Below are 13,044 nucleotides of genomic sequence, written 5' to 3'. Positions count from 1 at the left end.
CCTCCTTCGGTACCCTTTTTGCAGGAAAGTGAAACGTATCGTGATCATTGGATATAACAAAGCTTTCGAGAAAATGAACAACAAGAAATGCTATATTCTAGTTTTTACCTATAAATTATGACAAAAGTAGTATTTTTTTGTATTTTTTTTACTAGAAGAGCAGTATCATAGAATAGGTATATTATTTGTAGGAAGGATGAAAACATGAAACTGTTTAAAAAAGTAGCTGCGCTTGTCTTGATGGGGATGTTAGCGCTGTTGTTTTGGAAAGCGCCAATTTACGCATCAGCAAGCACAATCTTAGGCCCTGAAGTAACCAACTATATTCATTCCAGAGGTAATACCATTTCCGTGGGTGTTTACGATGCAAACACGGGTAAAACTTATACATACAACTCTTCTAAAACTTACTATACTGAAAGTGTTGTAAAAATGTCGATGTTGGCAAATTTGCTTTACAATAAAACACCGATTACCAGTTATGAAAACTCCCTGCTGACTAAAATGATCGAAAATAGTAATAACAGTGCCGCAAGTACAATTTGGCGCCAGCTTGGCAGTGAACAAAAGGTTCAACCCTTTTTCCGAAAAGTGGGGATGCTTCAAACAACTGCCGGTACTGGCGGCTGGTGGGGACGCACCACCACAACGGTCTCGGATCAGCTTACCATGATGAAATACTTTGCTTTTCATAATGCATTATTAACTGATTCACAAAGAGCGTATGGTCTGAATCTTATGCGGCATGTCCAGTCTGATCAACGCTGGGGCACAGGGTATGGAATTCCTTTTGGTGTCAGTATTGCCTTAAAAAATGGCTGGGTCACTTCCAATCCGCCAAGTAAACTCTATGTCAATAGTGTCGGATACATAAATGGACAAGGTAAAAACTATGTAATTGCAGTGCTCACCACCAATAATAAATCCTTCTCCTATGGGAAAGATACCATCAATAAAATTTCAAGCTTAGTATGGAATGAAGTTCCGGCATCCTATCCGGCGATTGGGTATATCGATGCACCTGCGAATAATTCAACTATTATCGGAAAAAGTACCGTAAAAGGCTGGTTCCTGGATAAAAGCGTGGTTTCCAAGATTGAAATATTAGTAGATGGGATATTGGCCGGTAAAGCGGTCTATGGGGATCCGAGACCGGATGTCCAAAAAGCCTATCCTCAATACAACAATGGCAAAGCTGGCTTTCATTACCTCCTTGACACTACCAAGTATCGGAACGGAAAGCATGCTGTGACCATTCGCGAAACAAGTATGAACGGACGTGTTACGACATTACCTGGGAAAACAGTAACAGTCAAACACTGATAACCAATTTGGGACACGACAATCATATATCGATAAAACAAACAGGACCGCAATCATTTTAGATTGCGGCCTTTCTTTTTTCTAGTATTATTGTTCACAAGCCCAGTTATCTTTATCGCGGTCATGCCTTGCCTCATAAGCAGGATGCGTGGATGGCACACCATTTGGATACACTTTTCGCATTTCCGTACAATTCTTAAACGACTCCGTACCGGTACTAGTCTTGCCCTTTCCGCTTGAAGAACCATTCGATGGATTCCTCCCAGTCGAAGCACCAGAACCATTGCTGCTTGAGCTTGAATCTAAATCCCCCTTTGTTGTCCCTTGACTGCCGAATGCCCAAAGACCTTTATTTGCCTCCCTTGCCTCTCGGGCAAACTTAACAAAATAATCACTATATTTTACATCTGGTGGATAAGTGGACGGATCGGCATACCCGTTTAACACTAAATCAGCATTAAACATTTTCGAGCGAATTTCCTTTTCATCCCGATCATTCGTCGGTACTCCGAACCAGATGATTCTTAGCAATCGCCCATATCGGTCTGTTTCGGAAACATCCTTTTGCATCCAGATCTGCTTCCCATTTAGCTTTGACACTGTATAATTACTGGCCTCTTTGCCGTATTGCTCATGTCTTGTCGTCGATTCTGGTGTATTGACGCCGATTAAACGGACCTTCCGTCCATCAGAGGTCACAAAGGTATCCCCATCCACCACTCGGCCAACGGTAATCAACTCTAACCCCATACTCTTTGCTAATTCTTCCTGCGATTGTTTTGCTGCCTGTTTTTCCTGTGCAGCTTTTTCTGCTTCTGCCTTTTCTGCTGCAATTCTTTCTTCCTCTGCTTTTGCCTTCTCTTCGGCAACTCTCGCTTCTTCAGCCTTTGCCTTTTTTTCTGCTTTCGCTTTCTTGGCTGCTTCCTTTTCCTTATTCACCGCTTCTGTTTTTGAGGGTTCCGTTACTTGTTTCTGTTTCGCGGGTTCCGAGAACACCATTGCTAGTAGAAAGGATGAGATGATCCCTGCCGCAATCAGCCAGCTGCCCTTAGCAAACCGAATGTTTCGTTTTTTGTATTGGCTGTTTACTACCAATCCGATTAGAAAAATAACAAAACCGATAAAAGAAATGGGCGCTGTTATACCCATAACGAGCATAAACAATATGGCTAGTATAATAAGAATAGCTTTGATGAATTTCACTTCTCTTTCTCCCCTTTTGCTCACTTCTACTTATTATGTCTAGTTATTATTTTTTACGATCAGATTTTTACAATTCTAGCTCACCATTTCCCATTGAAATAAGGCACATGGATGTTCATGTGCCTTTGTTGTTCCTATTTTAAGAATTCATTTCGACCGTTTCTTTTACCGTCTGTTTGGACAGTAGTGGACGGCCGTTGTCCCATTGCACCTTAACAGGTAAGTTAAAATACTGTGTGAGCGTATCGCTGGATATCATCGCTTTCGTTTCTCCAGCTGCAAAAACTTGTCCTTTTTTCAAAAGGAAGGTTTTACTGAAAGCAGGCAGGATTTCTTCCACATGATGGGTAACATAAATGATGGTCGGTGCATCCGGTTTATTGGTGATCTTTTCAACCGATTCCAATAATTGTTCGCGAGCAATAAAATCTAAGCCATTTGTCGGTTCATCAAGAATCAGCAACGATGGATGGGCCATTAATGCCCGCGCAATAAGGACGCGTTGTTTTTCGCCCTGTGATAGCGTGGTATAGTCGCGATTGGCATACTCCATGCAGCCTAGTTCCTCAAGAAGCGCAATTGCATTTTTTCTTATGTCGTCGGTTGGTGTCTCGTATAAACCAATCGAGGCAAAGGCACCGCTTAAGACGACTTCGAATGCGTTATCATCCGGGTGAAATTTTTCTTGGAGCGATGATGAAACAAAACCAATCTGTTTACGAAGTTTTTCTCCCAAATAGGTTTTTCCAAACTCCAAATCTAGTACCGTAATTTTCCCCTTAGTCGGGAAATTATAGGCATTGAGTAAATTTAAAATGGCTGTTTTTCCAGAACCATTTAATCCAAATAAGACCCAATGTTCTCCTTTTTTAATTTGCCAGTTAATATCTTGCAGAATCCATTTCCCATCCCGCTTTAAGGAGACGTTTTCTAGTTGAACAACCAATTCTATCACACCTTTCATTCTCTAATAATATCAAAATTTTCTGAATCAAAAAAGCAGGAACCTACTATCTAACAGGTTCCTGCCTCCCCTTTTTTATACGAGAACTTTTTTTAGTTGCTCCGTCAGCGCAGGAATGACCTGCTTATAATCCGCAATCACACCAAGATCGGCCCGTTTAAAAATAGCCGCCTCCGCATCCGTATTGATTGCCACGACCGTTTTGGCATTGGTAATGCCGGCTAAGTGCTGGCTGGCACCTGAAATACCTACCGCTATATAGAGATCAGGTGCTACAACCGCTCCTGTTTGACCAACCTGGAAATTGGACGGAACCCAGCCTGCATCACAGGCTGCCCGGGATGCTCCCACTGCTCCCCCAAGCACATCTGCCAAGGCCTGCAGTTCTGCAAAACCATCAGGTCCTTCCAGCCCTCGTCCACCGGAAACGATAATGGTTGCATCTTCCAGGCGAATATCTGACAAGGCCGACTGAATTTTCACGACCAGCTTTGTTAAAACAAGCTCTTCTTTAGGTTGATAGTCTACCGAAATGATCTCCCCCGTACGTGATTCATCAGGCAAAGGCAAGTTTTGACTTTTTTGGCGGATCCCCACTACCACATGAGACCTGTTGGCCGAATATTCTCCAAATGCCTTATCCCCATAAATAGGACGAACCCATATGATCTTTTGATCTTCAGTTTTAAAATCAACCACTTCCGTCATGGCAGAGGCGCCCACCCTTGTTGCAATCCGGCCCACAAGGTCCTTGCCGATTTGATCAAAGGAAAGGACAAAAATATCTGCACCGGATTGCTTAAATACGGAAGAAAGACAATCCACATAGGCGTCGGCCTGATATTCGGCAAGCAACGGATTAGAAACCGTGTAGACTTTATTCGCACCGCAAGCAATTGCTTCCTTGGAACAAGCCACGGCAGCAGGACCTGTTAAAACGGCGGCGACTTCTCCACTTGTGCTCTTGGCTAACTGACAGGCAAACGCTAATGCCTCTTTAGCACTCGAACTTAAGGCATCTCCCTGCTGATTTGCAAAAACAAGAATATTGGACATGTTGGATTCCTCCTAAAGAATCTTGAGCGCCAAGAGCTTGTCAGCTAATTCACCCGCAAGTTCTGCTCCATCTGTACCAGGCAGGACTTCACACGTAACTTCTCTGTTTAACACGTAGGCCCGCTCAAGTTTAACACCCGGTTGACTCCGTTCTTCATCTAGTTCGAGATCTTCCGCCTCATAAACTTTGATCGGCTTCGTTCTCGCCAGCCGAATATCCTTTACTTTCGGCAGCCTCGGAACATTTGTCTCAGAACTAATAATCGTGAAGACAGCAGGAGCCGGAACGCTCACCACGGTGTAACCGCCCTCTGCTTCACGAGTAGCCTTCAGATGACTTTCTTCTATTTCCATTTCGGAAACTGATGTTAGACAAGGTACGCCCAGCTCTTCAGCTAGAACGGGCCCCACCAGTCCTTCCTCTATATCACTGGCTTGGCATCCTGTTAAAACTAGCTGCGCACCGCCGAGTTCCTTAATCGTTTGGGCCAGGATATGACCAACAGCCTGACCGTCTAAATCCTCCCACTCTTCGTCCCAAACTCGCACTGCATAATCAGCGGTGAAGGCAAGCGCCCGGCGCAAGGCATCTTCTGATTCATCATCACCTAAGCAGACAGCAGTGACAGTCGCGCCTGGCGTTTTATCGCGAAGCTGAATCGCTAGTTCAAGCGCATTTTCTGCAAAAGAATCCAATACCAGATCTGAGTCTACATTTTCCGGCCGATTTGTTTTAGGATCTAACTTGAAATGTCGTGGAGTAATTTCTGGATCGTATGACTGTTTGAGACACACGACGATATGCATTAACACATCACCTCTTTATCTTGTAATCTATTAAAAAAATACAGAATTACTGCACAGGGTTCGTTTCGCTCGCTCTAACTGCTACTCCCCGCTCCTGCTTTGGGTCTGGCGATGCTTCGAGGTTGTATAATTCCCGAAGTCTTTCAACTGCTTCTGCAGGTGGTTTGGCATTGAAATAACCGCGGCGGGTCATGTAAACTCCGGAGTTTTTGCGCAAGTCCACTAAGGACTCACACATTTTGATTCCAGCGGCAAAAGAATCGATCACGGGAACATCGCCAATTCTCGAAACGCCATGGGTGGCAAGGAACACATTCATCGGTCCCTCACCTGGAACAATGATATCGGCCCCATCTGCAATCGCGGCTTCAGCAGCTTTTTTAAAGGAAGCAATTACGGGTTCCGGATCATTAAAACCAGCTAAAACTTGATCAAAACCTACTTCAGTTTGAACAATTGGCCCCAGCTTACTGCCTAATCCATAGCGGGCAGCATTTTGCCGCAGTTCATCGGCAAGCGGGCCAAGGAAATTCACTACGCCAATGTTGTCTCCCAGCATGGAGGCCATATGAAAAGAGGCTTGGCCATAGCCAACTACTGGAATATCGACTAGTGTTCGGGCCTCTAAAAGACCAACATCAGGAATGGTCGCAATAAACATAGCATCGTAGCCGGCTTTTTCAGCCATTAAGGCAGCCCGTACAAACTGTTCACGGTGCAGGTTTTGCAAGTAAGAATAGGTGATAAACTGTCCCGGATAATGGGTGGGATAGGTTTCTTCCGACATTCCGTGTAAAACGACCTCCACATCGGGCCGGGCAATCCGGCGGACATGATTGACTATGGCATCGCGATACTGGGGAACGCGGTCGATTGTGGTTAAGCTTTGATGCCAAATTTTCATCTTGATTACCTCCTTTTTTAGGGAAAGCTGTTCGCTCGTTTCTTCGAGTTTTGTTTTTTCAGCGTTTTTTTATGTTTATTGGCGGTTTTTGATGTTTATATGCGGTTCTCACATGCTTATTGATAGTTTCAACTATTTATCGGCGGTTTTTTCATGTTTATCGGCGGTTTCTACCTATTTATCGGCGGTTTTCATGTATTTATCAGCGGTTTTTACATCTTTATCGGCGATTTCAAATGAAAGCTCTAATTACATTCCAATTAACTCCGATAATGCCCTTCCCGCAGCCACCCTTCCAAACACCGCTGCCTTTCCAAGCGAACTTCCCGTCATATAACCCGCACCGTGGAACCCGCCGGTTACCTCCCCTGCCGCATACAATCCCGGGATTGGCTCTCCAAACGGATTAAGGACCTGGGCAGCGGAGTTGACCGCGACTCCTCCATAAGTGGCTAACATCGCCACAGTCGATTCAAAAGCATAAAAAGGTGCTTTTTCTATCGGAGTTGGTTTTCCATAGTTATGTGTTAACGTCTTCCTGCCAAAATCAGGATCCTCGCCGGTTTGTATCCCCTGATTGTATCTAGAAATGGTTTCTTCTAATACCTCCAAAGGTACATCAATACAATCTGCCAGTTCTTCTAAAGTATCCGCCATATAAAGAAGACGGCGGCGGCGGAGCAGCTCGAAATCATAGAGCGGGTCATCGGCCACACTCTTATCCATCACGGTTTGATCCCACACTTGATAAGTAATTTTATCAGGCTGCTCGAAGGCTGCTTTTCCTAGCAGCTTATAGGAGATCGATTCATTAACGAATCGTTTCCCCAATTGGTTCACCATGATTGCCCCTTTATAAAAGGCCAGCCCCTGCGTTTTAACTGCTCCGGATGCACTCGGATGGAATCCGTATGTTCCGTTCAAATAAGGTAAATCACTAACCCAGGCCCCGTGTTCCCAGGCCATCTTAATACCGTCTCCATGGTTCCCGCTGCCGCCAATTCGAAGGGCTCCCTTTAAATGTGGGGCAAACTGTTCGAGCAATGACTCATCCTTTGCAAAACCACCGGAAGCAACCACTACCCCTTTAGTCGCTTCAACTATTTGTTCGGTCCCATCCAGCTCATAAAGGACTCGTTCAATTCTTCCTTCGCCGTTCTTTAACAGTCGTTTGGCAGGTGCACAAAAACGGATGGTTACATTCGGAAGCTGTTTTGCTCTTTTATATAGTGTTTGAATGGCTTGATGCGGGTCAATAATGTGTCCACGAGGAACACTGTGACCGCTTACCGCCTCTAATGAGCGAAACTCTATCCCATGCTCTAAAAGCCATTTATAGGTCTCCAACTGATTCTCTGCATAAAACGTTAGTAACGAAGGGTCATTCACGCCTCCGCCCACTTCTATAAGGTCGTTTAAAAGAGATTGATTGGAATCTATTATCCCTGCCGCCTCTTGCATATCAGTGCCGGCAAATGCCATATAGCCGGAACTTAAAACAGTGCTTCCGCCCAGCTCGTCTAGTTTTTCAAGGAGGAGGACATGGGCCCCTTTCTCTCCAGCCTCGACTGCCGCACACATGCCGGCCAGCCCTCCGCCTAAAATAACCAATTCATAGGATTCCATCAGTTCACATCCTCTTACATTTGTTTTCTATTATTTTTCTAACTAGTAATGTTTTTACCATTGTGAGGAATATCGATTGGCTCGGATGAGTCAATATCTAAATTCTTATCTTTCGTTTCCGGGAAGACCCAAGCCCAAAGACATAATGCGAAGAAGAATCCTGCTCCCATTAATATGATCGGTTGGTACCCATAAACCGGAAAAATTGCAGCCGTAATTAAAGGCGGGGCAAATGCAAGTCCTCTTCCAATTTGAAGAGCCCAAGAAATCCCTGTACTTCTTACATCAGTTGGAAATATCTCACTAAACAACGAACCGAAGATGGTAGCCCCATTCGATCCCATGTAGAGGAAGAAAATTGGGACGAGTATCCATAAAGAGTGCAATAATGAATCCCAAGTAAAATATAGAAGCAAACCGCCAGCAGCCGCGATAAATGCTAAGTACGAAAGAGTAATCCTTCTTCCCCACCTGTCGGCTGTATAGCCTCCAATAAGTGAACCAACCAATCCGGCGAAGGCTGTAAAGAATAACCACCAGGCTGTTTTCCCCATTTCGAACCCTTCATATTTTACGAGGTAAGTAGGTAAAAAGTTGGTTATTCCATAATAAGCAAAATATTGAAATACAGCTGCAACCAAAGCTATGATAAATGGCTTCCAAAAACGCTTCAGGCCAAACTTTTTCTTAAAATCGGAAGCGCCGGCAGTTTTAATTGTTTTTTCCCATACCTTTGATTCTTCGACATCCTTTCTAAGATATAGCGCTATTAATATAGGAGCTGCTGAGATGGCAAACGTCCATCTCCAGCCAATAACCGGTAATATAAATCCTCCTATAAATGCCCCCATAAAAATCCCTATATAGGCTCCGCCATAGAGAAGAGAGCTCCAAAATCCCCGTTGTTTGGCTGGTACCACTTCACTAACTAGTGCCTGGCCCGCCCCGTATTCTCCTCCTAGACCAAAACCTGCAACCGCCGTCCAAAACACTAGCCAAGAATAATCAAAAGTAAATGCTCTCATTAAAGTAGCAAAACAAAAAATGACTAGTGTCCAAATTAAAATCTTTTTACGGCCCACTCTATCTCCAAGTAAACCAAATACAATGCCGCCTAAAGCCAATGAGGCCAATTGAACGGAGAATAAGGATGCTACTTGCCCTGTTGATAATGACAGGGATGCAGCCATTGGAATGACTAAAAAACTGAGGACAAAAACCTCATAGTAATCAAAGATCCAGCCAATATAAGCACCAAAAAAGACTTTATACTTGGCGGAGTCCATTTTTTCCGGTTGATTGGGATAATTAGTTGTGCTCACAGTATAAGCCCCTCCCCGCTTTAAGCATTTTTTGTTGCAATAAAACTCTAGGAAATTCTTATAGAATTCCGGCCAATGAACTCTATCAACAAAAGTCCTCGGCCGGGTTAAGAGTACAAGTTTTATATAAGATCATTACTGATTTATTTATTCGAAATTTTTGATCACTTCTAATGCGGCTTCACATACCTGCATATCATGTGTATAGTGTCCACCACTAACTCCGATACCACCGATCAGCTCGCCATTAATTTTAATAGGAAAACCTCCTCCGAAAATAACCAATCTTTCGGTGTGGACAATTCCATGAAGCAATGGCGGGTCATTCTTAATTTTGTCGTACCATTCATGTGTCGGTCTGTTATAAGCAGCTGCGGAAAAGGCTTTATTCTGCGAAATCTCCAAACTTAACACTGGTGCACCGTCCATGGCCGCAAATGCTTTTATATTACCTGGTTTATCAACAATCGCAATACTAAACGGGATTCCGAGTTCCTCTCCCTTAGCTAAGGCTGCTTCTAATAATTTATTTGCCAATGCTAGACTAATATTTTTTGTTTCTACTACCGTTTTTAAATTTGTCATGATTCTTTCCCCTTCCATCTATTAAAATTAATATTTTTATACGTTAACAGGCCGGCCGCTGCCAAATGCTTCCACGGCTGTGGCTGTTACCGCAACAGATTTAGGTAAACATAAATCGACAATGACATTGGCGATATCTATTGGTCGCAGCCAATTGTCTTTATTCACATCAGGTGCTAAATCTTCCATCATCTTTGTGTCGACAGGACCTGGGCAGACAGCATTTACCCTAATTTTGTGTGGCTTTAATTCTTCACCCAATGCTTTGGAGAAACCGATGACCGCATATTTTGAGGTAATATAGGCACTTCGATCGGGACCACCTTTCGTTCCCCAAATAGATGAAAGATTAATAATTACGCCGTGCTTTTTTTCAATCATTTTCGGCACGATTGCCCGAGAACATAAAAAGCTTCCTTTTACATTGACTTCTTGTAAAAAGTCCCATTCTTCCACGCTTGTCTCTAGAAATGGTTTTAAACTCATTACACCAGCATTATTTACTAAAATGTCAACGGAGCCGAGTTTTTCTTCTGTTTCTTGGACCGCTTTATAGACATTGAATTCGGAACGAACATCTCCGACGATGAAGATGGCTTCCCCTTTTAATTCATCCTTAATATAAGCAGCCGTTTCTTTGCTTTCTGCTTCGTTATCTGAAAAAACAGCAATTTTGGCACCTTGTTTGGCTAAAAGTATACAGGTTTCCCTGCCAATTCCCCGGCCGCCGCCAGTCACAAAGGCTACCTTTCCTTTTAATTCCAAGAAAATCATCCTTTCCTTAAATAACGTAACATAATGGCTTTTTAGCTAATTTTGCTTAAACCTCGAGTTTCTTTGACTGACACACATAGGAAACGGCGTGTTCTCCGGCCTTGCGTCCAAATACAAGTCCTCTTAATACCGATGTTCCGCCTGGATACTTTCCGTAATACAGCCCTGCCGTTTCACCCACCGCATATAAACCAGGAATGGCATCATGATCCTGTGATAAGACACGACCGTTTGTGTCGGTAGCCAAACCGCCATTTGTGAATACATTCGAGCAGACAATTGGATAGGCTATATAAGGTGCCTGATCAATAGGGATTGCCCAATTAGACTTTGGAGGCGTTATTCCGACCGCTTGTTTGCCATCTTTTTTATCCCAGTGAAATTCACCCGGTTGAATGGCTGCGTTATAGGAATCCACGGTAGCCGTTAATTGTTCAACCGGCACGCCTATCTTCTCAGCTAATTCTTCAAGTGTGTCAGCAACAATAGCAGGTTTATCCGTTTCTACTGCGCGCTCATAATTTGGAATATCATACATTTTTTGATCGCCGATCATATAGGCAATATGACCAGGAAGATCATGAAAAATTTTCCGGGCTACTTCTTCATATTGCTCGTCGACAGTGGCTTTCCCCTCATCGACAAAACGGTTTCCATGTTGATCGACTAAAATAAAGTAAGGATAGGTCATGACAGCCGCTTCTTCCCGCTTACTTCTAGGGTCGACCGGTTCAGCATGAAATGAATCAAACTGTCCTGCCGTTTTGGCACCGATGGACATGGCCATTCGAATTCCTTCACCCTTGTTGAATAAGCCGCCCTCGGCAACTGTCCGAATCTTATGGGCATCTCTGCCAACATATTGGGCCATCATCTCTTGATTTCCCTGGAATCCACCGGATGCTAATACAACTGCTCCGACGGTTAATTGAAGGGACGCCCCGCCTTTTACACGAATCATTAACCCATTGACCGCACCTTCATCATCAAGAAGTAATTTCCAAGCAGTAGATTCGTAAATAATTTCAACACCGAGTCCACCAGCACGGCGCGCTAAGGTGTCAATAATCGCCCGTCCGCCGCCCACTGGCAATAAACGCGGCTTCGATGCGGTTAAAAACATCGTTGGCAGGTAGTCGAACTCAACGCCTTTTTCCTCTACCCACCGTAATGTGTTGCCGGCGTTCTCGGCGAGAGTTTCTATGTACTCTCGATCGGAATAGTTGTCTGAAAAAGCCAGCATATCGTCCACGAAGTTGTCGGCGACTTCATCGAGATTTTTCATTCGCATATACGAAGCTGTCCAACGGGAGTTCCCGCCCCTGTGGTCATAATCGGCCCGTTCCAGGATAGCAATTTTTAAGTTTTTATTAGACTTTTTCGCTGTTTCTGCAGCAGCTAATGCTGCTGAGGTACCAGCCACTCCACATCCAATTACTACAATGTCATAATCTACTTCTCTCACCACTTCAGCATCCTCCTCTAAATAAGTTTTACTTATTAATTAATGACTGATTTTCTGCATACTTGTTTTCCCATTCTTTAATCTGATTAAGTTTAAAGAGGGATTGGCGCTCTTCCCATGTACAGATCAAGTCGTGAACATTCTCTTGTGAGCCTTCTGCTTTTAAGATTTTTAGTGACTCCGTGATACCTTTAATCGCTGAACGAAGAACGGTATTGGCACAAAGCATGATTTTAAAACCAATCTCTTCCGCTTCTTTTAAAGAAACCAGCGGGGTTTTACCGCCCTCTACTAGATTAATGATCTGGGGGATACCTGTTAAAGAACTGGTTATTTGCCTAAGTTGTTCGATCGTTGTAGGCGCTTCCACAAAAATAATATCGGCGCCAGCCTCCGCATAAGCATGTGCCCGGTCCAAGGCATCCTCCATCCCATTTACAGCTAATGCGTCCGTGCGGGCAATAATTGCGAGGTTTTCATCTTGCCTTGTATCCAAGGCTGCTTTGATTTTTCCAACCATTTCACTTTTTGAAATAACATCCTTCCCATTGAAATGACCGCATTTTTTCGGTGACACCTGGTCTTCCATTTGAATGGCCGCAACCCCTGCACGTTCAAACTCACGAACTGTTCGCATAACATTAATGGCATTACCAAACCCTGTATCAGCATCCACAACAATCGGAACTGTTGTCACATCAGCCATCCGAGCTACGATATCAACTACTTCTTTTAAAGAAGTCAGCCCGACATCTGCCCAGCCTAATTGGGCATTAGATATTCCAGCCCCTGTCGCGTAAATTGCTTTAAATCCGATTTCTTCTATTAATCTAGCAGACATCGAATCATAAGCTCCTGGCAGGATAAATGATTCTTGTTGTTTCAAAAGTTCCTGGAAATCTTTAGTTTTATTCATTTATTGGATCTCCTTTTTTTATTTATATACATTTAAATTTTAGAAAATTAAAACATTAATTACAAAGGTAAAAACCATTCGACTTTTGGCAATTTTCCA

12 protein-coding genes are annotated in these 13,044 nt (G+C 43.6%); 1 reads left to right on the top strand and 11 read right to left on the bottom strand.

The annotated features are described in order from the left end of the window. Positions 1-204 precede the first annotated feature (204 nt). Positions 205-1,323, top strand: coding sequence for a serine hydrolase (locus tag J7E81_RS04200; RefSeq protein WP_215040866.1), 1,119 nt, complete (start codon positions 205-207; stop codon positions 1,321-1,323). A gap of 87 nt (positions 1,324-1,410) precedes the next feature. Here J7E81_RS04200 and J7E81_RS04195 read toward each other — a convergent pair whose 3' ends face one another. From J7E81_RS04195 to J7E81_RS04145, 11 genes are all read right to left on the bottom strand, one after another. Beyond that, positions 1,411-2,526, bottom strand: a complete 1,116-nt coding sequence (locus J7E81_RS04195; RefSeq protein ID WP_308162130.1) for a thermonuclease family protein — start codon at positions 2,524-2,526, stop codon at positions 1,411-1,413. Between the two features lie 139 nt (positions 2,527-2,665). Beyond that, on the bottom strand, positions 2,666-3,472 hold the full coding sequence (locus tag J7E81_RS04190) for an ABC transporter ATP-binding protein (RefSeq protein ID WP_215040865.1): 807 nt from the start codon (positions 3,470-3,472) through the stop codon (positions 2,666-2,668). A gap of 93 nt (positions 3,473-3,565) precedes the next feature. After that, complete coding sequence (locus tag J7E81_RS04185; RefSeq protein WP_215040864.1) at positions 3,566-4,546, bottom strand: electron transfer flavoprotein subunit alpha/FixB family protein; 981 nt, start codon at positions 4,544-4,546, stop codon at positions 3,566-3,568. 12 nt (positions 4,547-4,558) lie between these two features. Continuing rightward, positions 4,559-5,242 carry an electron transfer flavoprotein subunit beta/FixA family protein gene (locus tag J7E81_RS04180; RefSeq protein ID WP_215040863.1) on the bottom strand — a complete coding sequence of 228 codons (684 nt, stop codon included), beginning with the start codon at positions 5,240-5,242 and terminating at the stop codon, positions 4,559-4,561. Positions 5,243-5,399: 157 nt separating this feature from the next. Then, positions 5,400-6,257, bottom strand: coding sequence for an aspartate/glutamate racemase family protein (locus tag J7E81_RS04175; RefSeq protein ID WP_215040862.1), 858 nt, complete (start codon positions 6,255-6,257; stop codon positions 5,400-5,402). A gap of 249 nt (positions 6,258-6,506) precedes the next feature. Then, on the bottom strand, positions 6,507-7,883 hold the full coding sequence (locus J7E81_RS04170) for an FAD-dependent oxidoreductase (RefSeq protein WP_215040861.1): 1,377 nt from the start codon (positions 7,881-7,883) through the stop codon (positions 6,507-6,509). A gap of 38 nt (positions 7,884-7,921) precedes the next feature. Continuing rightward, positions 7,922-9,205: an MFS transporter gene (locus tag J7E81_RS04165; RefSeq protein WP_215040860.1), complete on the bottom strand. Its 1,284-nt coding sequence runs from the start codon at positions 9,203-9,205 to the stop codon at positions 7,922-7,924. A gap of 147 nt (positions 9,206-9,352) precedes the next feature. Further along, complete coding sequence (locus tag J7E81_RS04160) at positions 9,353-9,790, bottom strand: GlcG/HbpS family heme-binding protein (protein WP_215040859.1); 438 nt, start codon at positions 9,788-9,790, stop codon at positions 9,353-9,355. Positions 9,791-9,826: 36 nt separating this feature from the next. Continuing rightward, a complete protein-coding gene (locus tag J7E81_RS04155; protein WP_251028413.1) occupies positions 9,827-10,564 on the bottom strand; it encodes an SDR family NAD(P)-dependent oxidoreductase in 738 nt (245 codons plus the stop codon). Between the two features lie 46 nt (positions 10,565-10,610). Then, positions 10,611-12,032 carry an FAD-binding protein gene (locus tag J7E81_RS04150; protein WP_215040857.1) on the bottom strand — a complete coding sequence of 474 codons (1,422 nt, stop codon included), beginning with the start codon at positions 12,030-12,032 and terminating at the stop codon, positions 10,611-10,613. Positions 12,033-12,057: 25 nt separating this feature from the next. Then, positions 12,058-12,945 carry an isocitrate lyase/PEP mutase family protein gene (locus J7E81_RS04145; RefSeq protein ID WP_215040856.1) on the bottom strand — a complete coding sequence of 296 codons (888 nt, stop codon included), beginning with the start codon at positions 12,943-12,945 and terminating at the stop codon, positions 12,058-12,060. Between the last annotated feature and the right edge of the window lie 99 nt (positions 12,946-13,044).

The organism is Bacillus sp. ISL-18, assembly GCF_018613415.1.
Lineage (GTDB): Bacteria > Bacillota > Bacilli > Bacillales > Cytobacillaceae > Neobacillus.
The sequence above is the reverse complement of the archived record's forward strand: the minus strand, read 5'-3'. Positions and strand labels throughout refer to the sequence as shown.

Coding starts and splice junctions, on each gene's coding strand:
- J7E81_RS04200 (WP_215040866.1), top strand. CDS start 205: ATGAAACTGTTTAAAAAAGTAGCTGCGCTTGTCTTGATGGGGATGTTA.
- J7E81_RS04185 (WP_215040864.1), bottom strand. CDS start 4,546: ATGTCCAATATTCTTGTTTTTGCAAATCAGCAGGGAGATGCCTTAAGT.
- J7E81_RS04175 (WP_215040862.1), bottom strand. CDS start 6,257: ATGAAAATTTGGCATCAAAGCTTAACCACAATCGACCGCGTTCCCCAG.
- J7E81_RS04170 (WP_215040861.1), bottom strand. CDS start 7,883: ATGGAATCCTATGAATTGGTTATTTTAGGCGGAGGGCTGGCCGGCATG.
- J7E81_RS04160 (WP_215040859.1), bottom strand. CDS start 9,790: ATGACAAATTTAAAAACGGTAGTAGAAACAAAAAATATTAGTCTAGCA.
- J7E81_RS04155 (WP_251028413.1), bottom strand. CDS start 10,564: ATGATTTTCTTGGAATTAAAAGGAAAGGTAGCCTTTGTGACTGGCGGC.
- J7E81_RS04145 (WP_215040856.1), bottom strand. CDS start 12,945: ATGAATAAAACTAAAGATTTCCAGGAACTTTTGAAACAACAAGAATCA.